Source organism: Sodalis praecaptivus (assembly GCF_000517425.1).
Classification (GTDB): domain Bacteria; phylum Pseudomonadota; class Gammaproteobacteria; order Enterobacterales; family Enterobacteriaceae; genus Sodalis_A; species Sodalis_A praecaptivus.
Map to the genome: position 1 here is coordinate 359,639 of NZ_CP006569.1, position 20,163 is coordinate 379,801.

The following is a 20,163-nucleotide window of genomic DNA, read 5'->3' on the forward strand; positions in this document are numbered from 1 at the left end:
TATCATGCTGATTTCTATGAACGACATCCTGCAACCGACCCGCGAACATCGTTTCGCCATCGGGGCTTTCAACGTGGCCGATAGCTGCTTTATCCGCGCGGTGGTGGAAGAGGCTGAGGCCACCCGTACCCCGGCTATTATTTCCATTCATCCCAGCGAACATGATTTTGTCACCGACGCCTTTTTCGCCTATGTGCGCGAAAGAACGTTAAAAAGTCCAATGCCCTTTGTCTTGCATTTGGATCACGGCGCCTCCATCGAACATGTGCAACGCGCCATTCAATGTGGATTCACGTCGGTGATGATCGACGGCTCACTGCTACCCTATGAGGAAAATGTGGCGCTAACCCGCGAGGTGGTGCGGCTGGCACATGCGGTGGGGGTGTCGGTGGAGGGGGAGCTGGGCACTATCGGCCAGACCGGCAATTCGGTAGAGGGCGGGGTATCGAAAGTTACCTATACCGATCCGGCGCAGGCGCAGGATTTTGTCACCCGCACCGGTGTGGATACGCTGGCGGTGGCCATCGGGACCGCGCACGGTATTTATCCGAAGGATGTTAAGCCGGCGCTGCAAATGCATATTCTGCGCGATATTTGCCAGCGTGTGTCGATCCCGCTGGTACTGCACGGCGGGTCTTCCAATCCAGACGCCGAAATAGCGGAGGCCGTGACCCTCGGGGTGGGTAAAATCAATATTTCCAGCGATATGAAGTTTGCTTACTTCCAAAAAGCGCGCGAGATACTCAGCCGGGAAAGTTGGTGGGATCCAAACGTGATTTATCCAGAACCGATCCTGGCGGCTCGCGAGGTGATTCGCAACAAAATGGCGTTGTTTGGTTCCCTCGGTAAGGCCAGTCTTTATTAAGGTCCCCACAGCATTGCGCTATGGCCACCGTCAACCGCAGGGCGGGGGGCGATGGCCCCCAGGGTAGCCGAATTCACGAGCCCGCCCCCCGCTTTGGCCGGCGGCAAAAGCCGCGCGGTCAGTCCATTCCCCGCAGGAAAAGTATTTTTTACCGGCGGCGTTGAAAAGCCGCTAACCCCGTCTAAAGTTAATTCGCCACCGCCGGAGTGATAGCCCATGGCGGCGGCGCACGCTTTCCTGACCACCATCGTAAACAACGCCTTTATCTACCGCGGCAAAGCCGGCGGCAGGTGACTAAAGAGAGACTTCATGAGCAGCGTAAACGTTGAAACGGAACAGCCGATCGCCTCTCCCGCGACGCTTCCGGCCGCCGGGGCGGCTGGGGCAGACGGTCTGCTGACGACGATTATTGAAGAAATACAATTGACCGGCCGTCCCGTCACCCATAAATTGATTTTGGCGGTATTGCTTGAGCGCCTGGAAACCGAACATGATCCGCAGATGCAGGATCGCTATCGAGAGGCGTTGAATAGCTTTATGCATACCAGCGTCATGGACGATATTTGACCCCTCGCGCTGGCGTGCGCCGTTGCCGGCCGCGCGGCGCAATGCCCCTGCTGCGGCACAGGGCAAGCGCCGCAGGGCTTTGATGCTGCACTGGCAGGCGCCGACGCGGACAGCCGACGCCCGGTTACGCTTTTGCTGCGCGGCCCGGCTAGGATAATCCTTGCCGCGCTGTTTTGCGGCGCGTGCTTCATCCGCTTGCGAGGTGTACCGATGGCAATCGATTTTCATGCTGGCTCTAATCAATATTCTTATGCCCGCCGCGTAGCCCATGCCGGTTGGGGAGATTTTATTCAACAGCGGGTGGATGCCGCCGGTAAAGCGATCGCCGATATCGGCTGCGGCGGCGGCATTTATAGCGCTGCCTGGGCCGGGTTAGGCGCCCGACAGGTCACCGGCGTCGATTTTTCCGCGCAGATGTTGCAAGATGCGCAGGAAACCGTGCAGGGATTAACCAATGTGGCGTTTGTGCAGGGCGACGCGGCCGCGACCGGTCTGGCGGACGCCAGTCAGGATATCGTTTTCGCCCGCGCCCTCATTCACCATTTCGACTCGCCGCAGCCGTTCTTGCATGAAGCATGGCGCATCCTCGCGCCGGGGGGACTTCTGCTGATTCAGGATCGGACGCCGGAAGATGTCTTCTTGCCGGGATCGCCCGAGCATATGCGCGGCTGGTTTTTCGATCTGTTCCCGCCGTTGGCCGCCATTGAAAGGGCGCGTCGCCCGCCGCGCTCGGTGATTGAAGCGGCGATAACGACGGCGGGATTTGAACTGCGTCCGACTACCACCCTGTGGGAGACGCGGCGCGAGTACGCCGATAGCGCCGCGTTGGCGGCGGATTTACGCGGCCGCACCGGGCGCTCAATCCTGCATGAATTAAGCGATGAAGCGCTGGAGCAGATGATTGCTTATATTCTCGCGCGCTTGCCGGCGGGACAGCCGATCGTAGAAAACGATCGCTGGACGTTTTGGTGGGCGCAAAAACCGGACGTTGCTGGCAATGGTTTATAGACGAGCCTATGCGCCGCTGTTGGTCTGGTAAGGCTACCCTGCGGGTCGGCTTGGCTCTGCGTGTACTGAAAAAAAAAGCCGGTGGCACCTGGAACGTCCTGTTCCGGCCCCCGGCCAGTAAGCAAATTCCCTACGCCGTTAGGCGTTTTGCTATAAATACAAGTTGGTAGAAAGCAAAAATGCACTGCCCGGTCATTTTTCAACGCCGGGCAATTTTCGTCAAGCTGCACTAAAGGATAGGCCCGCCGTCTGGCGCGGGTCTCCAGCGCTTTTATTTCACTCGCCGGCAAGGAGGCGATAGATGAAACTATTACGTTACGGTCCGCCGGGCGCAGAGCGTCCGGCACTCCTGGATGGCGACGGCCAATTGCGCTCTCTCGCCGGAGAGATAGAGGATATCGCCGGCGAGACGTTATTGCCGGCGGCGCTTGACCGCCTGCGCGCTCTGGATCCCGCTACGCTGCCAAAGGTGGCGGGCGATCCGCGCATTGGCCCCTGCGTCGGCCGGGTTGGTAAATTCGTTTGTATCGGGTTGAATTATGCCGATCATGCGGCCGAAACCGGCGCGGCAATCCCTACCGAGCCTATCGTATTCAATAAATGGATCAGCGCTATCAGCGGTCCTTTTGATGCGCTGCATATCCCGCGCGGCTCGCTGAAAACCGATTGGGAGGTGGAGCTTGGCGTGGTGATCGGTCAAGGCGGCCGAGATATCCCCGAACAAGACGCCCTACAGCACGTGGCGGGCTACTGCGTAGTGAATGATGTGTCCGAGCGGAACTGGCAGCTGGAGCGAGGGGGCACCTGGGATAAAGGCAAGGGCTATGACAGTTTCGGTCCCATCGGTCCCTGGCTGGTGACCGCCGATGAAATCGCCGATCCACAAGCGTTGCAGCTCTGGCTCGAAGTGGAGGGTAAGCGCTATCAAGCGGGATCCACGGCGACGATGATTTTCTCCGTCAAAGAAATCATCAGCTACCTGAGCCGGTTCATGCGTCTGGTGCCGGGGGATATTATCGCCACCGGCACGCCCCCCGGGGTGGGGATGGGGCAAAAACCGCAGCCGGTTTTCTTGCGGGCCGGCCAGCGGCTGCGGTTGGGCGTTGAGGGGCTCGGCGAGCAACGGCAACTCACGGTACAGGACTGACGAACGGCCGCGCACTAGCGTCATAGACAAAGCGGCCTCTTCGGCCGCAGGCAGCAAGAGTCAATGGGGCATTCTGCTCAGGCGGGTAGGCAGCAAAGCTGGAGCGGCATGCGGCTTCTTGCTCCCGCAAGCCGCCGGCAATGGGCAATGGAGCATTTTGCGCAGGCAGACAGGCGCTATAGCCGGAGCGGCATCGCGCTCCGGCAAGCCGGCCTCAAGGGCGAGGATCGGCGGGGGGCGTTTTAACCGGCTCTGCCCGGGTGTCGTCCGCCGGCGTTTGGGGAGCCAGGGACGCGCCGGATGGAGCGGGGGTTTTGCTTGGCGGCGCGGCCAGCGTCAGCATTAACCCCTCGCGGCGCATCTGCGCCGACTCCTCCGGCTTATGCAGCCGGTCGAGCACATCCGCCAGCCAGGCGTAATCGTGGGCGTCCGGGCGCTGCTTAAGCGCGGCGCGAAAGGCGTCGGCCGCGGCCTGCCATTCGCCGCGTTTCATCAACAACTGCCCCAGCGTACTGCTTAAGAGCGGCGTGTCTCCCTGCTGGCGGATTTGCAGCCGCAGCGCTTTCTCTACCTGCTCGGGATCGCCGCTCTTCAGGCGCGGCAGCAGCAGCAGCAGCAGCAGTTCATCGTCGGTGCGATGTTTAAGCGCCTTCACAATGAGACGCTGCGCGGTGTCGTGATCGTTGCATTCGATGAGGTGTTCGGCCAACGCCACCTGTAGCGAGGCGTCGTTGCGCACTTTCCGACTTTGATCGCGCCACCAGCGGTTCAACCCCTCGCTGCCCTGATTTTCCATGATCTGGTCCATCAGCCCGTTAAAAGCCTGATACTGCAGGCGATTTATTGTCGCCTCGTCGTATACCTGAACTTTGCGCATTGCCGGCAGAATATCCAGCAGCGATTGCCAGGCGTGCGTGCGGATGAAGGCCTGTTCCGCCAGGCGCAGCACTTCGGGATGGCGCGGTGCGGTTTCCAGCAGACGGTCGACGCCGTGGCGGGCGGCATGATCCTCATGGCGCGCGAGTTGGATGCGCACCCGGGTAATGTCTACCGGTAGCTGATCGTTGTCCGCCACTTCCGCCGCGCGGGCCAGATACTGATTAGTGCGTAACTCGTCCCCGCGCTGCTGCGCGGCCTCCGCCGCCAGCAGATAGTTAACCACCGGCTGGTCGGCGTGATCGGCGTTGCGCGCCAGGAGTTTTTCCACCTGACGGTAATCCCCTTCGGCCAGCTTCATCAACGCCGCGCGGGTGTGCTTGCGGGCGCGATGATTTTTACGGCCGTGAAACCAGCGGCGGGTACGCGCCCCGGTCCGAAACAGCCGGCGGATTGCCCATTCGATGATAAACAACACGATAAACGTCAGGATCAGAATAATCACCAGACCGGTGACGCTGGTTTCAATATTGTAATTATCGGTCTGGATCAACACATATCCCTGATGACCGGCGATCAGCGGGCCGAGCACAATGCCCGCGAACAGCAGGATGAACAGCAATAAGACCTTGATCATCGCTTATTCTCCCTGTGCGGCGGGGGCCGCCGGCTGGGCCAGCAGGTTGCGTACCCGGGTCTGCATCAGTTTATCCAGCAGCGGCTGGCTTTGCAGACTGTCCGGCAGGTTCATGGTGATATCCTCCTGGCCCAAAGCGTCAAGCTGGCTCAGGAAAGCGCGGGTATTGGCATCGTCGGCATCGAAATAGGCGCGCACCCAGGTGGATACGGAATCCAGCGACTGCTGATAGATTTCATTCTGGTGGCGCGGTACCGCCTGGGCGGCGACCAGCAGCCGGGCGCGAATATTTTCCCGCAGGTAAACATCCTGATTCGGCGCCAGCAGCGGCTCGGCGCCGGTATCGCGGCGGCGCACGGTAATGAAATCGTTCATGAAATTATGCCAGCTTTTGCTGAGGTTCTGCCGCCACTCTTGAATTGACCCCGATAATTCGCCGCTGTCGCTATCCATGGGGGATTCGTCGCTGTCGTTATCCGCCAGCCGTAGGTTGTCCACCTGGTTGGTCAACTGGTTGAGTTTTAAGATAATGCCATCGAAATCTATCTGGCTGACGCCGGCCAGCGTGCCAATATCTTCGGTGATCGCCCGCCGCGCCTCGGTCAGGCTGGGATCGTTCATTTGCGCCAGGCTGGCGTCAGCGCTTTTCAGCAGTGCGCCGGCGGTGACGACATCCCGGTCGCTCCACAATTTGCGTCCGGCCATTTTCACCAGGAAATCCGCCTGCGACAGCAGCCAGGTATTGGCGTTAGTCCCGGTGATGGCCGTCAGTTTGTTCTGCAAATCCTCCAGCTCGCGCCCCTGGGCCGCCTGCTGCGCCCGCGCAGCGTCGAGCGCTTGCCGCTGGGCGGCCAGTGACTCCTGGTATTGCTGGCGTTGCGTCTGCTGCGCCTGATTGAGTTCATCGAGACTCGCCTGCAGTTGCGCGCGCGCGGCCTCCTGTTGATGCGCCTGCTGGCGCGCGGCGATATAGACGCCAATCGCCAGTAAAACGGCTATGACCAGGGCCAACGCCGCCAGTATCAGCGCCAGCGGCCGCCGGCCGCCGGCCGTTTTGCCCGGTTTGCCGTTACCGGCGGGCGGAATCTTCCCCCCCGCGGGCCGCGAGGGTGCAGCGGGCCGTGGCTCGGCGTCGCCGGAAAGCGGGGTCGAAGCATGCGGGCTATCTGCCTTCCTGGTCGCGTCATCCTGCGGGATCGTTGGAGTAGTGTGTTCCGTCATGTTGGCCTGTCCCATGATTAAATTTAGAGCAATACGCGCATCAATGCATCGTTGTCTGCCGCGTTCGCTACGACGATGTCCGTCCAGCCCAATTGGCGGGCAAGCATGGCTAAACGTTCGCTGACCACTATCAGCCGGCATGGCATCAGCCAGGTGCGGCGATAGTATTCAGGCATTAAAGTATAGAATTGTTGTAACATTTCGCCGCTGGTAATTACCAGCGTGTCGATGCCCAGCGTTCGCATGCGTCGGCCCTGCTCTTCGCCGTCATAATGTATCGGGCTGCGGCGGTAGCATTCGCAATAGGTGGCCTGCACGCCGCGCTGGCGCAACGTTTGCTCCAGCACGTCCCGTCCGCCGTTGCCGCGCAGGATAAGCGCGCGCTTGCCGTTGATGCGCGCCAGCGCCGGCAGACGCAGCAAATCCTCGCTGGTTTCTCCCTCGTCGGGGTAGCTGACCGGCAATCCGCTCAGGCCATTCAGCCGCAGGCCGGTGCTGCGCCCCACGGCGAAATAGTGCAACCCGGCCGGCCAACTGACGCCCTGCTGCATCAGCCAGGGGTGAGCGTAGTTGATGGCATGCTGTGAGACGATAAACAGTAAATCGCCGTCAGACAGATCGGCGAGACGTTGCGGAAGATGCGGCAGATCATTGCCGGGAGTAAAGTCGATAAGCGGCAGATGCCAAGCGGATTTGCCGCGGGCGCGAAGCCTGTTCACCAGTTGCTCGCCCGCGGGCGATGGGCGGGTGACGAGGATGCTCATTGCGGTGGATCGTCCTGATAAACCTGGGCCAAGATGGCGCGAGCGCCGCGATCCAGCAGATCGTCAGCCAGGCGCAGGCCGAGCTGCTCCGCCTGCGCCAGCGGCGCCCGTCCTTCACTGCGAATGACGGTGGTGCCGTCCGGCGACCCCACCAGGGCGCGCAGCCAGACTTGATCGCCGTCGAGCACGGCATAACTGCCGATAGGCACCTGGCACCCGCCCTGCAGGCGGGCGTTCATGGCACGTTCGGCACCGACGCGCACAGCGGTTTCCCGGTGATGCAGCGGCGCCAGCAGCGCCAGCGTGCGGGCATCGTCCAGCCGGCATTCGATGCCGACCGCCCCTTGACCTACCGCCGGCAGCGAGTCCGCCGGATCAATGGCCTGACGGATGCGATCCTCCAGTCCCAGCCGTTTCAGACCGGCGACCGCCAGGATGATGGCATCAAAGTCGCCCCGGTCGAGTTTTGCCAACCGCGTGCCGACATTGCCGCGCAGATCGCGCACCTGCAAATCAGGACGCCGTTCGCGCAGCTGGCACTGCCGGCGCAGGCTTGAGGTGCCGATAATCGCCCCTGGCGGCAGCGCGCCAAGATTGGCGTAATGTGAACTGACAAAGGCGTCGCGCGGATCGTCGCGCTCGCACAGCACACAAAGTCCCAGACCGTCGGGAAAAGAGACCGTGACATCCTTCATCGAATGGACGGCGATATCGGCGCGATGTTCCAGGAGCGCCCGTTCCAATTCCTTGATGAACAAGCCCTTACCGCCCACTTTTGCCAGCGGGGTATCAAGGAGGATGTCGCCGCGGGTCACCAGGGGCACCAGCGCCACCTGCAAATGCGGATGGTGGCGCAGCAATGCATCACGCACGTAGCCCGCCTGCCAAAGCGCCAGAGGGCTCTGTCGGGTGGCGATTCTGAGAAGGTTGTCTTGCATAGTCATTACCGATTTTATCATTCACCCACCATCCTAACACCGATAGTGAAGCACTGTCAGTTTTCGGCGCCGGCTAAGCGAGGCGGGAAGGGAGAAAAAAGGAATAACAAGTTGCCGTTGGGGAAAGTGCTATACTCACTGGGTAGCTTAACTTTCTTTACGGTCAATCAGCAAGGTGTTAGATTGATCACGTTTCCAGCATTTACCGGCCAATAATTCTACTACTCACTACGCCGGTCAGGTGGAGAAACGGGTTTTTCTAACACCGGGATAATCAGGCGAGACGTCTTGTACTTCTACATCGAGACCTTGAAACAGAGACTGGACGCGATTAACCAACTTCGGGTAGATCGCGCGTTGGCGGCCATGGGGCCGGGTTTTCAACACGTATACAGTCTGCTGCCAACCTTACTACATTTTCACCATCCGATGCTTCCGGGTTACCTGGACGGTAATGTGCCCCACGGCATCTGTTTTTATTCCCCCAATGAAACGCAGCGCGCCTGGCTTGACGATATCGGCCGCCAGGCCGGCGCGGCGGTGGCGGAGCCGGACAGCGGCGAGCAGCCCATCACCGGCGTTTACTCCATGGGCAGTACCTCTACCATCGGCCAGAACGCCAATTCCGATTTCGACATCTGGGTTTGTCACCAATCCTGGCTGGACAACGAAGAACGCGCTCAGTTGCAGCGCAAGTGCCACCTGCTGGAGCAGTGGGCGACACGTCAGGGCGTGGACGTCAACTTCTTCTTAATAGATGAAAACCGTTTTCGCCATAACGAAAGCGGCAGTTTAGGCGACGAGGACTGCGGCTCCACCCAGCATATCCTGCTGCTGGATGAATTTTATCGCACCGCCGTGCGCATGGGCGGTAAGCGTATCCTGTGGAACATGGTGCCGGGGGACGAAGAGGCCCATTACGACGAATATGTTCTGTCGCTGTACGCCCGCGGCGCGCTGACGCCCAACGAGTGGCTAGATTTGGGGGGCCTCGGCACCTTGTCCGCGGAAGAGTATTTTGGCGCCAGCCTCTGGCAGCTGTATAAAAGCATCGACTCCCCCTATAAGGCGGTGTTGAAAACGCTGCTGCTGGAAGCCTACTCCTGGGAATATCCCCATACCGAACTGCTGGCGATGAAGATTAAACAGCGGCTGCATGACGGCGAAATCGTGTCTTTCGGCCTCGATCCTTATTGCATGATGCTAGAACGGGTGACGTACTACCTGACTCAGATAAACGATATGACGCGGCTGGATTTGGTGCGCCGCTGCTTTTATCTGAAGGTGTGTGAAAAATTATCGCAGGATCCCACGGGTACCCCGTGGCGGCGTGAGATCCTGACGCAGCTGGTGACCAGCTGGGGTTGGGATGAGGCGCGGCTGAAAATGCTGGACGATCGCGCCAACTGGAAGATAGGCCAGGTGCGTGAAGCGCATAATGAGCTGCTGGACGCCATGATGCAGAGTTACCGCAATCTGATCCGGTTCGCCCGCCGCAACAACTTGAGCGTCAGCGCCAGCCCGCAGGATATCGGCGTGCTGACCCGCAAGCTGTATGCGGCCTTCGAGGCGCTGCCGGGCAAAGTGACGTTGCTCAATCCGCAGATCTCGCCGGATCTGTCGGAACCGCACCTGACGTTCATCCACGTGCCGCAGGGGCGCGCCAACCGTACCGGCTGGTATTTATACAATCAGTCACCGTCGATGGATTCCATCATCAGCCACCAGCCGCTGGAATATAACCGCTATCTTAATAAACTGGTGGCCTGGGCCTGGTTTAACGGGCTGTTGACCCGCTCGACCCAAGTGCATATCAAGGGTAGCGATACCTGCGATAGCGCTAAACTGAATGAGCTCATCGCCGATGTCGCCGGCCACTTCCCGTTGCGGGTGCCGGCGCCGACGCCCAAAGCGCTCTATAGCCCGTGTGAAATCCGTCATCTGGCGATTATCGTCAATCTGGAACACGACCCCACCGCGGTATTCCGCAACCAAGTGGTGCATTTCGATTTCCGTAAGTTGGACGTTTTCAGCTTCGGCCAGCAGCAGCAATGTCTGGTGGGCAGCATCGATCTGCTCTATCGCAACTCGTGGAATGAAGTGCGCACCCTGCATTTCAGCGGCGAGCAGGCGGTGCTGGAAGCGTTGAAAACCATTCTCGGCAAAATGCATCAGGACGCCGCGCCGCCGGATACGGTGGAGGTATTCTGTTACAGCCAGCATTTACGCGGGCTTATCCGCACTCGCGTGCAGCAGTTGGTTTCCGAATGTATCGAGCTGCGTCTTTCCAGCACCCGCCAGGATCCGGCGCGGTTCAAGGCGGTGCGCGTGGCGGGACAGACCTGGGGGCTGTTTTTCGAGCGCCTGAGCGTTTCGGTACAGAAGCTGGAAAACGCGGTGGAGTTCTACGGCGCCATTTCCAATAACAAATTGCACGGGCTGTCCATTCAGATGGAGACCGAGCAGATCCATCTGCCGCCGGTCGTGGACGGGTTCGCCAGCGAGGGTATCATCCAGTTCTTTTTTGAAGACACCACCGATGACAGCGGATTCAATATCTATATTCTCGATGAAACCAATCGGGTGGAAGCCTATCACCATTGCGAAGGCAGCAAAGAGGAGCTGGTGCGCGATGTCAGCCGCTTCTACTCCTCATCCCACGACCGGTTTACCTATGGCTCGAGCTTCATCAATTTCAATTTGCCGCAGTTCTATCAGATTATGAATCTGGACGGCCGTATCCAGGTCGTGCCGTTTCGCAACAGCGTGCTCTCCCATTTGTGCGCCACGCCGTTGGAAAATGGCGCGCCGCCGCTGGCGCAAAACGCCCGCAGCAGCTAATCCGCCGGCGGAGCACGCGCTCCCCGCGCCCGCCATTTCGCGCCCGCCCCGTCGCTGGTAAACCACAATTGCTGTTGCTTTTCATATGCCAACTGCGATGATAGGACGCTGAGACGGATGAACAATAGGTAATGGGTGAAATGAAAAGCGAATTGCGCCGCGCGGCGTTGGTGTTGATGCTGCTGGGGCTTTACGGCTGCGGCCTGAAAGGTCCCCTTTATTTCCCGCCGGCGGACAAAGCGGATAAAAGCGAACAGAAGCATCAGTTGACGACCACGCCGTCCTCGACCCAGTCTCCGGTGCAGACCGCCTCGCCCGGGGATGATGGCAGCAGCGCCGCCGTCGGGACCGAACAGCTGTAATCGCGACGCAGTCGCTTCCTGCCGGCAGACGCGCTATGCTGCGCTATCGGCTACTCAGCGGAGTGGGATATGCAGTTCTCCAAAATGCACGGCCTGGGTAACGACTTCATGGTCGTGGATGCCGTGACGCAAAATGTCTATTTCTCACCCGAAATGATCCGCCGTCTGTCGGACCGGCATTGCGGCGTGGGATTTGATCAACTGTTGGTGGTGGAACCGCCCTATGATCCGGAACTGGATTTCCATTATCGTATATTCAACGCCGACGGCAGCGAAGTGGCGCAATGCGGCAATGGCGCACGCTGTTTTGCCCGTTTCGTGCGCATGAAAAATCTGACCAACAAACGCGACATTCTTGTCAGCACCCAGACGGGGCGCATGGTGCTGACCGTCACCGAGGACGATATGGTGCGCGTTAATATGGGCGAGCCGAATTTCGACCCGCAGCAGGTGCCGTTTCGCGCGGCCAAAGCTGAGAAAACCTATATCATGCGCGCGGCGGAGCAGACGGTGCTGTGCGGCGTGGTTTCCATGGGCAATCCACACTGCGTCATTGCCGTGGACAGCGTGGAGAGCGCTCCGGTGCTGACGCTCGGGCCGGTGCTTGAGAGTCACGAGCGCTTTCCGGAACGGGCCAATATCGGTTTCATGCAGGTGTTGAACCGCGGGCATATCCGCCTGAGGGTCTATGAACGTGGCGCGGGTGAAACCCAAGCTTGCGGCAGTGGCGCTTGCGCCGCGGTCGCGGTGGGGATCTCGCAGGGCCAATTGGCGGAGCAGGTGCAGGTGGACCTTCCCGGCGGCCGGCTCGCCATCAGCTGGCGCGGGCCGGGACATCCGCTGTATATGACCGGACCCGCCACCCATATCTATGACGGATTTATTCATCTATGAAGCAAGTCGGCGAACAGGCGGACAGCGCGCAAACGCTGGATGACGAACAGGTGGTGCGTTATCTGCTCACTCACCCGGATTTCTTTATCCGCAACGCCCGAAGCGTGGAGCAGATGGTGGTGCCGCATCCGGTGCGCGGCTGCGTCTCCCTCTTGGAATGGCAACTGGGACGCCAGCGTGCCCATATTCAGCAGTTGGAAGACGATATCACCCGTTTGATGGAACATGCGAGTACCAATGAGCCGCTATTCAATCGCTTACTGCGGCTGCAATCCGATCTGGCGGCGGCTGACAGTTTGCAGGAGCTGCTTAATCGCCTGCAGCGCTGGACGCGCGGCCTGGGATTGGCGGGAGCGCATGTGCGGCTGTTCAGCGATCGGTGGCAACTGGGCGCCCCGTCGGGGTTCACGCATTTGGCGCTGGCGCGCAGCGCGTTCGAGCCGCTGCGGATCCAACGTCTCGGCCAGGGCAATCATTATCTCGGCAAGCTGAACGGCCCGGAGTTGCTGCTGCTGCTGCCCCAGGTACGGCAGGTGGGCTCCGTCGCCATGTCGCTGCTCGGGGATGATGGCTCTCTCGGCGTGCTTATGTTTACCAGCCGCGACAGCCAGCATTTCCAGGACGGGATGGGAACGGTGTTGTTACAGCAATTGGCCACGCTATTACCGGGCCTGCTGGAACGCTGGGTCAGCCGGGCATGACCGACACCCGCTCTCCGCTCTGGCCGCAGGTCGATGCCTTCCTGCAATATTTGCGGGTGGAGCGGCAGCTGAGCCCCAAAACGCGGGAAAGCTATCTTCGGCAGTTGGCCACCCTTAGCGCCATGGCTTACGAGATGGGGCTTACGGAATGGCGGCAACTGGAGGTAAGCCAGGTGCGCGCGTTGGCCACCCGCAGTAAGCGCCAGGGATTACAGCCCGCCAGTCTGGCGCTGCGGCTTTCCGCGCTGCGCAGTTTTCTGGACTGGCTGGTGAGCATCGGTCAGTTGGGCGCAAACCCGGCGCGAGGTGTTCCCGCGCCGCGCCACGGCCGGCATCTGCCGAAAAATATGGATGTCGACGAAGTTGACCACCTGCTGGATATCGACACCCACGATCCGCTGGCGCTGCGCGACCGCGCGATGCTCGAGGTGATGTACGGCGCCGGGCTGCGGCTAGCGGAGCTGGTTGGCCTCAATTGCGCGGACGTTGATCTCAGCGGCGGCGAAGTGCGGGTGGTGGGTAAAGGCAATAAAGAGCGAAAACTGCCCATCGGCGCCACCGCCGTGGCCTGGTTGACGCGCTGGCTGGCGCTGCGTGACCAATACGCGCCGCAAAACGACGCGGTGTTTATCGCCCAGCGCGGGGGACGTATTTCCGCGCGTAATGTGCAGAAACGCTTTGCCGAATGGGGCGTGAAGCAGGGGGTAAATAGTCATATCCATCCGCATAAGCTGCGCCACTCCTTCGCAACCCATATGCTGGAGTCGAGCGGCAATTTGCGCGCGGTGCAAGAGCTGCTCGGCCACGCCAATCTCAGCACCACCCAGATCTATACCCACCTTGATTTCCAGCATCTGGCATCGGTGTACGATGCCGCGCACCCACGAGCCAAACGGGGAAAAACCTGATGCATTTCTATCGCCCTCTGCGAGAGCTGCGCGCGTTAACCTTTGATCTTGATGATACGCTCTACGATAATCGGCCGGTGATTGCCCGTACCGAAAACGAGTCGGTGCAATTTCTACAGCAATATCACCCCGCGCTACGCTGTCTGGGACAGGACGATTATCAACGGTTGCGCCGCGAGTTGCGCCAGCGCGAGCCGGAGATTTACCACGATGTGAGTCATTGGCGCTGGCGCTCGATCGAACTGGCGATGCGTAACGCGGGACTCAGCGAGCGCGAGGCGCGCGTTGGCGCCGATGCCGCCATGGAGATGGTCCTGCGCTGGCGCAGCCAGATAGATGTGCCGGCGGAAACCCACAGCACGCTGGCGGCCCTCAGCGCCCGCTGGCCGCTGGTGGCGATAACCAACGGCAATGCCTCCCCCGAGGCCTGCGGACTGGCGGGCTATTTCCGCCATATTTTGCGCGCCGGCCCGGACGGTCGCGCCAAGCCCTGGCAAGATATGTACGCGCTGGCGGCGGTGCGGTTAAATGTGCCGCCCGGCAATATTCTGCACGTGGGCGACGATTTGGAGGCGGATGTCACCGGCGCCATTCGCTACGGGATGCAGGCCTGCTGGATTAACGATCGCGGCGGTAATTTCGCCGCCGCCGCCGATGCGCGTCTGTTACCGCATCTGGAAATTTCGCGGTTGGCATCCCTGACAACCTTGTTATAATCACGATTAACTCTGTATAAATGACCAGTGTTTTTGCCGCCGCCGGACGGCATTCCCCATTCGCATGTTAAAGGCCACCTATGGACGTTTCTGATTTGCTCAACAGCTTGAACGACAAGCAACGGGAAGCCGTGGCGGCGCCACGCGGTAATTTACTGGTGCTGGCCGGCGCCGGCAGCGGCAAAACCCGGGTGCTGGTGCACCGTATCGCCTGGTTGTTGTCGGTTGAAAACTGCTCGCCCTATTCGGTGATGGCCGTGACCTTCACCAACAAAGCGGCGGCGGAAATGCGCCACCGTATCGAACATTTGGTGGGCACCAGCCAGGGCGGCATGTGGATAGGCACCTTCCATGGGCTGGCCCACCGCCTGCTGCGCGCCCATCATCAAGATGCCAATCTGCCGCAGGATTTTCAGATCCTCGACAGCGAGGATCAGCTGCGTTTGTTGAAACGCCTCATCCGCGCCATGAATCTTGATGAGAAACAGTGGCCGCCGCGCCAAGCGATGTGGTATATCGGCGGCAAGAAAGATGAGGGTTTGCGCCCGCAACATGTGGAAAGTTACGGCAATCCGGTGGAGGCGACCTGGCAGCGTATTTATCAGGCCTATCAGGAAGCCTGCGACCGCGCCGGGCTGGTGGATTTCGCCGAGCTGCTGCTGCGCGCCCATGAGCTGTGGCTGAACAAGCCGCATATTCTGCGCCATTACCGCGAGCGGTTCACCAACATCCTGGTAGACGAATTTCAGGATACCAACCAAATCCAATACGCCTGGATCCGCATGCTGGCCGGCAATGACGGCAATGTGATGATTGTGGGTGACGATGACCAATCGATTTACGGCTGGCGCGGCGCGCAGGTAGAAAATATCCAGCGTTTTCTGGATGATTTTCCCGGCGCGCAGACCATTCGCCTTGAGCAGAATTACCGTTCCACCAGCAATATCCTACAGGCCGCCAATGCCCTTATCGCCCACAACGGCGGCCGGCTGGGCAAAAATCTGTGGACCGAAGGCGCCGAGGGCGAGCCGATTACCCTTTACTGCGCCTTTAACGAATTGGACGAGGCGCGCTTCGTGGTGAATCGCATCAAGGTGAGCCAGGAGCAGGGCGGGGCGCTCAAGGACTGCGCCATTCTCTATCGCAGCAACGCCCAGTCGCGCGTGCTGGAAGAAGCGCTGCTGCAAACGGGCCTACCCTACCGAATTTATGGCGGCATGCGCTTTTTCGAGCGTCAGGAAATCAAGGATGCGCTCGCCTATTTACGGCTTATCGCCAACCGCAACGATGACGCCGCCTATGAGCGGGTGGTCAATACGCCGACGCGCGGACTCGGCGATCGCACCCTCGACGTGGTGCGCCAGACCGCCCGCGACCGGCAGTTGACGCTGTGGCAGTCCAGCCGGGCGCTGCTCGCCGAGCGCGTGCTGGCCGGCCGCGCCGCCGCCGCGCTGCAACGGTTTTTGGAGCTTGTTGATGCGCTGGCGCAAGAGACGGCGGAGCTGCCGCTCCATGTGCAAACCGATCGGGTGATCAAAAATTCCGGTCTGTGGAGCATGTACGAGCAGGAGAAAGGCGAAAAGGGCCAGGCGCGTATCGAAAACCTGGAAGAGCTGGTCACCGCCACCCGCCAGTTCAGCTACAACGATGAAGATCAGGATCTGCTGCCGTTGCAGGCGTTCCTATCCCATGCCGCCCTGGAGGCCGGCGAGGGCCAGGCTGATGCCTATCAGGATGCGGTGCAATTGATGACGCTGCATTCCGCCAAAGGGCTGGAGTTTCCCCAAGTGTTTATCGTCGGCATGGAAGAGGGGATGTTCCCCAGCCAAATGTCGCTGGACGAGGGCGGGCGGCTGGAGGAGGAGCGACGTTTGGCGTACGTTGGCGTTACCCGCGCGATGGACAAGCTGACCATCACCTATGCGGAGACCCGCCGGCTGTACGGCAAAGAGGCCTACCATCGGCCGTCGCGTTTTGTAGGCGAACTACCGCCGTCCTGCGTGGAAGAGGTGCGGCTGCGCGCAAGCGTGACCCGTCCGGCCAGCCAACAGCGCCTAGGCGCGCCGCTGAGCGAAAACGACAGCGGTTTCACCCTCGGCCAGCGAGTGCGTCATCCGAAATTTGGCGAGGGCACGGTGGTGAATCTGGAAGGCAGCGGCGAACATAGCCGGCTGCAAATCGCGTTTCAAGGCCAGGGTATTAAATGGCTGGTGGCGGCTTACGCCCGGCTGGAAACCGTTTAACGCCGCCGCGTGCCGCGCTATTGTACAGAAACTGGCCAAACGGTTTTTCTCACGTATTGACAGCCTTTTTCTTCTCGGCGTAACATGCGCGCACTACTATTAGGAGAGGATTACGCCTTGGACACCCCCAGTAGATACTGGCTCGATAATCTGTTTATCAGGTACAACCACTAAGGCTGCCTCCAGCGCTGGCTGCCTCAGTGGTTGTCAGCGACCTGCATTTAGCGTCGCGCGGAGTCGGATCTTTGACGGTCTGAAACTCGACGGTGACTCCTCACCCCGTATTTCTGTGATCTAATGCGTTTCCCGTTTGTTACCGTGAAGGAAACGAGGGCGTATGCTTAACGCATTTCAACTGGAAAACCATCGTTTATCGCGTCTTGACGCCGATGAGCTGGGAACCCTACCCGAGGCGGTATGGGTTGATTTGATCGAGCCCGGCGATGATGAGCGCGAACGGGTGCAGCACGAGCTGGGCCAGAGCCTGGCGACGCGTCTGGAGCTGGAGGACATCGAAGCGTCCGCCCGTTTTTTCGAGGACGAGGACGGGCTGCATATCCACTCCTTTTTCTTTTATGCCGACGCGGAGGATCACGCCGGCAACGCCACCGTGGCGTTTACCATTCGCGATGGCCGGCTTTACACCCTGCGCGAGCGGGAACTGCCGGCATTTCGCCTGTATCGGATGCGCACCCGCAGCCAGACGCTGATTGACGGCAACGCCTATGAGCTTCTGCTGGATTTGTTCGAGACCAAGATCGAGCAACTGGCGGACGAAATCGAGAATATCTACAGCGATCTGGAGGCCCTGAGCCTGGTCATCATGGACGGCCACCAGGGCGATGAGTATGACAATGCGCTCTCGACCCTCGCCGAGCTGGAAGATGTGGGCTGGAAGGTCAGGCTATGCCTGATGGATACCCAGCGGGCGTTGAATTTTCTGGTGCGCAAGGCGCGGCTGCCGTCGGGCCAGTTGGAGCAGGCGCGGGAGATCCTGCGCGATATCGAGTCGCTGCTGCCCCATAACGAATCGCTGTTTCAGAAGGTGAACTTCCTGATGCAGGCGGCGATGGGATTTATCAATATCGAGCAGAACCGCATTATTAAAATATTTTCGGTGGTGTCGGTGGTGTTCCTGCCGCCGACTCTGGTCGCCTCCAGCTATGGGATGAACTTCGAGTTTATGCCGGAGCTGAAATGGTCCTTCGGCTACCCCGGCGCCATTATGTTAATGATACTGGCCGGGCTGGCGCCGTATTTGTATTTCAAACGGAAAAACTGGCTTTAGGTATTGGCCGAGGTGGAAAGGGCGGCGAGCGCCATCCTTTCTGGCCCGTTGCCGTTAACCCCTGCTATCGTAAGGCGTCGGCGGGCGTTGGAAACGCTATCACGTCCTTGCGCGGTTGGCCGGGGCGCCGCATCGGACGCAGATATTTTCCCTACACGCCCGCAATGTGATAAAACGGCTACTTACGCCTGCTTTTAAACGACCTTCATTCATGAAAGCTTTGCCGGTTTATCTCCAATGGCTGATCCTGCTGGCGTGCTCGCTGGCGCTGGGATTTATCCTGCAACACTACCACGTTCCCGCCGCGCTGCTGCTTGGACCCATGATGGTCGGTCTGGTGATGGCGTTGTCCGGCGCCCGCATCGCCATATCGCCAAAAGTATTTATCGGCTGCCAGGCCATCCTGGGGTGCATGATAGCCGGCGCCCTCTCGCCTTCCATTCTGTCGGTGCTGGTCAGTGATTGGCTACCCGTCGTGTTGACGCTGGCGGTTACGCTGCTGGCCAGCGGATTGTCGGGCTGGCTGCTGGTCAGGTTCAGCAGCTTACCGGGGCCGACGGGCGCCTGGGGCGCATCGCCGGGCGGCGCGTCGGCGATGGTGGCGATGGCGGGCGACTTTGGCGCCGACGTGCGGCTGGTGGCGTTTATGCAATATCTGCGGGTATTGTTTGTCGCCACCGCCGCCGCCGCGGTGGCGCATATTGCCATGGGCGAACAGGGGGCCGTCGCGCCGGCGGTGCAGTGGTTTCCGCCGCTGGACCTTCGCTTTGTCGCCACGCTGGGGGTGGCGGCCGTGGGGGCGATACTCGGCCGACGGCTGCGTATTCCCGCCGGCCCGCTGCTGCTGCCGATGGTGGCCGGCGCTACGCTGCACGCCACCGGCACGCTGACGCTGCAAGTGCCGGAGTGGCTATTGGCGCTGGCCTATGCGTTTATTGGCTGGAGCGTCGGCCTGCGCTTCACCCGCGCTATCGTGCTGTTGGCGCTGAAAACGCTACCGCAGATGCTGGCATCTATCGCCGGTTTGATGCTGCTGTGCGGCGCCATGGCCTGGCTGTTGACCAAACTGTTGCCGGTGGATCTGCTGACCGCTTATCTGGCCACCAGTCCGGGCGGCTTGGATACCGTGGCGATTATTGCCGCCGGCAGTCAGGTTAACATCGGTTTCGTGATGGCAATGCAAAGCCTGCGTTTATTCGCCATTTTGCTGGTCGGGCCGGCGATGGCGCGTTTTATCTCGCGCACCTCCGTCCGGCGCCAGGCCAGCCAATCGCGCGGCTGACGCGGCGTCAGGCGGTTTGTAGCCGCCGTCGCTGGGCCAGCAGGGCGTCGGCGATAAATACGCCGAGCGCCAGCCAGATAAAGGCGAAGGTATAGAGTTTATCGGCGCTTAACGCCTCGCCATAAAAGCCCACCGCCAACAGGAACATGAGCGTCGGCCCGAGATACTGGAAAAAACCTACCGTCGACAGCCGCAGACGGTTAGCGGCGGCGGTAAACAGCAGTAGCGGCACGGTGGTCAGCACCCCCGCGCTCGCCAGCAGCGTATTAAGGTGCCAGCCGTTGGCGCTGAGGTGGCTGGTCGGGGTGTCGGCGACGAAAAACAGGTAAACGGCGGCGGCCGGCAGCAGCCAGAGGGTTTCTATCAGCATGCCGGTTTGGGCGTCGATGCCGATCTTTTTTCGCAGCAGGCCATACAGGGCAAAGGTAAGCGCCAGTCCCAGGGCGATAAGCGGCAGTGAACCGAACATCCACAACTGCACCAGCACACCGGCGGATGCCAGCACGACCGCCAGCCATTGCCATCGTCGGAAACGTTCTCCCAGAAACAGCATACCGAGCAAAACGTTGACCAGCGGATTGATAAAGTAGCCGAGGCTGGCTTCCAGCATATGGTGGTGATTGACCGCCCAGATGAACAGCAGCCAGTTGCTGCCTATCAGTACAGAGGTCAGCGCCAGGGCCAGCAGCAATCTGCCGCGGCGAAAAGACCGGCGCACCTGCGGCCAGCGGCGGCCCAGGGTCAGCAATACCAGCATAAACACCGCCGACCACAAAATACGGTGCGCGAGGATTTCGTTGGCGGGCACGTAATCTATCAATTTGAAATAGGCGGGAGCCAGGCCCCAAATAAAGTAAGCGCCGAGGGCGCACAGCACGCCTTGGCGGGCGGTGTTTTCGTTCATT

The 20,163-nt window shown here is 60.3% G+C and carries 18 protein-coding genes; 13 read left to right on the forward strand and 5 right to left on the reverse strand.

Features of this window, described 5'->3' with window-relative positions; genetic code table 11:
• Positions 1–4 precede the first annotated feature (4 nt).
• The 4 genes from SANT_RS01615 to SANT_RS01635 all read left to right on the forward strand — a co-directional run bounded on the left by SANT_RS01615 (position 5) and on the right by SANT_RS01635 (position 3,587).
• Positions 5–865, forward strand: coding sequence for a ketose-bisphosphate aldolase (locus tag SANT_RS01615; protein ID WP_025420578.1), 861 nt, complete (start codon positions 5–7; stop codon positions 863–865).
• 309 nt (positions 866–1,174) lie between these two features.
• Entirely contained in the window at positions 1,175–1,432 is a 258-nt protein-coding gene (locus SANT_RS01625; RefSeq protein WP_025420580.1) for a biofilm development regulator YmgB/AriR family protein, read from the forward strand.
• 210 nt (positions 1,433–1,642) lie between these two features.
• Positions 1,643–2,440, forward strand: coding sequence for a class I SAM-dependent methyltransferase (locus SANT_RS01630; RefSeq protein ID WP_025420581.1), 798 nt, complete (start codon positions 1,643–1,645; stop codon positions 2,438–2,440).
• A gap of 301 nt (positions 2,441–2,741) precedes the next feature.
• A complete protein-coding gene (locus SANT_RS01635) occupies positions 2,742–3,587 on the forward strand; it encodes a fumarylacetoacetate hydrolase family protein (protein WP_025420582.1) in 846 nt (281 codons plus the stop codon).
• A gap of 214 nt (positions 3,588–3,801) precedes the next feature.
• Here the strand turns inward: SANT_RS01635 and hemY are convergent, their stop codons facing one another.
• The 4 genes from hemY to hemC are packed head-to-tail and all read right to left on the reverse strand — an operon-like array spanning position 3,802 to position 8,023.
• Positions 3,802–5,100 carry a protoheme IX biogenesis protein HemY gene (gene hemY, locus SANT_RS01640; protein ID WP_025420583.1) on the reverse strand — a complete coding sequence of 433 codons (1,299 nt, stop codon included), beginning with the start codon at positions 5,098–5,100 and terminating at the stop codon, positions 3,802–3,804.
• Between the two features lie 3 nt (positions 5,101–5,103).
• Positions 5,104–6,321, reverse strand: a complete 1,218-nt coding sequence (gene hemX / locus SANT_RS01645; protein WP_237234639.1) for a uroporphyrinogen-III C-methyltransferase — start codon at positions 6,319–6,321, stop codon at positions 5,104–5,106.
• A 23-nt stretch (positions 6,322–6,344) separates the two neighbouring features.
• Positions 6,345–7,085 carry a uroporphyrinogen-III synthase gene (gene hemD / locus SANT_RS01650; RefSeq protein ID WP_025420585.1) on the reverse strand — a complete coding sequence of 247 codons (741 nt, stop codon included), beginning with the start codon at positions 7,083–7,085 and terminating at the stop codon, positions 6,345–6,347.
• The gene (gene hemC, locus SANT_RS01655; RefSeq protein ID WP_025420586.1) at positions 7,082–8,023 is read right to left on the reverse strand and encodes a hydroxymethylbilane synthase; all 942 of its coding nucleotides are present in this window, start codon (positions 8,021–8,023) and stop codon (positions 7,082–7,084) included. The genes hemD and hemC overlap by 4 nt, the downstream gene beginning before the upstream one ends.
• Before the next feature lie 288 nt (positions 8,024–8,311).
• On the opposite strand from hemC, the gene SANT_RS01660 reads away from it, so the two are divergent.
• From SANT_RS01660 to SANT_RS01700, 9 genes are all read left to right on the forward strand, one after another.
• The gene (locus SANT_RS01660) at positions 8,312–10,864 is read left to right on the forward strand and encodes a class I adenylate cyclase (RefSeq protein WP_025420587.1); all 2,553 of its coding nucleotides are present in this window, start codon (positions 8,312–8,314) and stop codon (positions 10,862–10,864) included.
• Positions 10,865–11,004: 140 nt separating this feature from the next.
• Positions 11,005–11,226 carry an LPS translocon maturation chaperone LptM gene (lptM, locus tag SANT_RS01665; RefSeq protein WP_025420588.1) on the forward strand — a complete coding sequence of 74 codons (222 nt, stop codon included), beginning with the start codon at positions 11,005–11,007 and terminating at the stop codon, positions 11,224–11,226.
• Between the two features lie 69 nt (positions 11,227–11,295).
• Positions 11,296–12,120, forward strand: coding sequence for a diaminopimelate epimerase (gene dapF / locus SANT_RS01670; protein WP_025420589.1), 825 nt, complete (start codon positions 11,296–11,298; stop codon positions 12,118–12,120).
• Positions 12,117–12,821, forward strand: coding sequence for a DUF484 domain-containing protein (locus SANT_RS01675; RefSeq protein ID WP_025420590.1), 705 nt, complete (start codon positions 12,117–12,119; stop codon positions 12,819–12,821). The genes dapF and SANT_RS01675 overlap by 4 nt, the downstream gene beginning before the upstream one ends.
• Positions 12,818–13,729 (forward strand): tyrosine recombinase XerC, encoded by a 912-nt coding sequence (xerC, locus tag SANT_RS01680; RefSeq protein ID WP_025420591.1) that lies wholly within the window; start codon positions 12,818–12,820, stop codon positions 13,727–13,729. Before SANT_RS01675 ends, xerC begins: the two co-directional genes overlap by 4 nt.
• Positions 13,729–14,445 (forward strand): 5-amino-6-(5-phospho-D-ribitylamino)uracil phosphatase YigB, encoded by a 717-nt coding sequence (gene yigB, locus SANT_RS01685; protein WP_025420592.1) that lies wholly within the window; start codon positions 13,729–13,731, stop codon positions 14,443–14,445. Before xerC ends, yigB begins: the two co-directional genes overlap by 1 nt.
• 80 nt (positions 14,446–14,525) lie before the next feature.
• Positions 14,526–16,688, forward strand: a complete 2,163-nt coding sequence (gene uvrD / locus SANT_RS01690; RefSeq protein WP_025420593.1) for a DNA helicase II — start codon at positions 14,526–14,528, stop codon at positions 16,686–16,688.
• A gap of 337 nt (positions 16,689–17,025) precedes the next feature.
• On the forward strand, positions 17,026–17,976 hold the full coding sequence (gene corA / locus SANT_RS01695; protein ID WP_025244071.1) for a magnesium/cobalt transporter CorA: 951 nt from the start codon (positions 17,026–17,028) through the stop codon (positions 17,974–17,976).
• A gap of 211 nt (positions 17,977–18,187) precedes the next feature.
• Complete coding sequence (locus SANT_RS01700) at positions 18,188–19,258, forward strand: AbrB family transcriptional regulator (RefSeq protein ID WP_025420594.1); 1,071 nt, start codon at positions 18,188–18,190, stop codon at positions 19,256–19,258.
• Positions 19,259–19,265: 7 nt separating this feature from the next.
• Here SANT_RS01700 and rarD read toward each other — a convergent pair whose 3' ends face one another.
• Entirely contained in the window at positions 19,266–20,162 is an 897-nt protein-coding gene (rarD, locus tag SANT_RS01705; RefSeq protein ID WP_025420595.1) for an EamA family transporter RarD, read from the reverse strand.
• Position 20,163: the final 1 nt, after the last annotated feature.